1 protein-coding gene is annotated in these 326 nt (G+C 61.7%); it reads right to left on the bottom strand.

Features of this window, described 5'->3' with window-relative positions; translation table 11 throughout:
• On the bottom strand, positions 1 to 269 hold a 269-nt coding region (locus OO68_RS49060; RefSeq protein ID WP_157852841.1), incomplete at its 3' end, for a hypothetical protein.
• Positions 270 to 326: the final 57 nt, after the last annotated feature.

Consider the following 326-nt stretch of genomic DNA (forward strand, 5'->3'; position numbering starts at 1 on the left):
AGGCTGAACTCGGCGGGGCGTTGGGAGCGCGCTGCACCATCATGCAGCACATTACGGCATATCGTAAGTTTTTCGCATACCTGCGAGCCCATTCTCATGCCACGAAGCCGGCTGATCTTCGCGCGCAGGATATTGACGGATTCGAAGCCTCCCTTGAGGCCGGCGGCATGACGCCGATCCATCGGCACACGGTCCTCGCGAAGGCGATTCTGGCGCTGCGCTCTATCGATGCCGATCAACCCGGCCTTCTCGACGATAAGCTCCGCCATCGCCTGAGCTACACCAGCGCGCAATCCGCAGGACGGTCGCAACCCCGCGACGCATAT

The sequence above is a fragment of the Streptomyces iakyrus genome (genome assembly GCF_000717055.1).
Taxonomy (GTDB): Bacteria; Actinomycetota; Actinomycetes; order Streptomycetales; family Streptomycetaceae; genus Streptomyces; species Streptomyces iakyrus.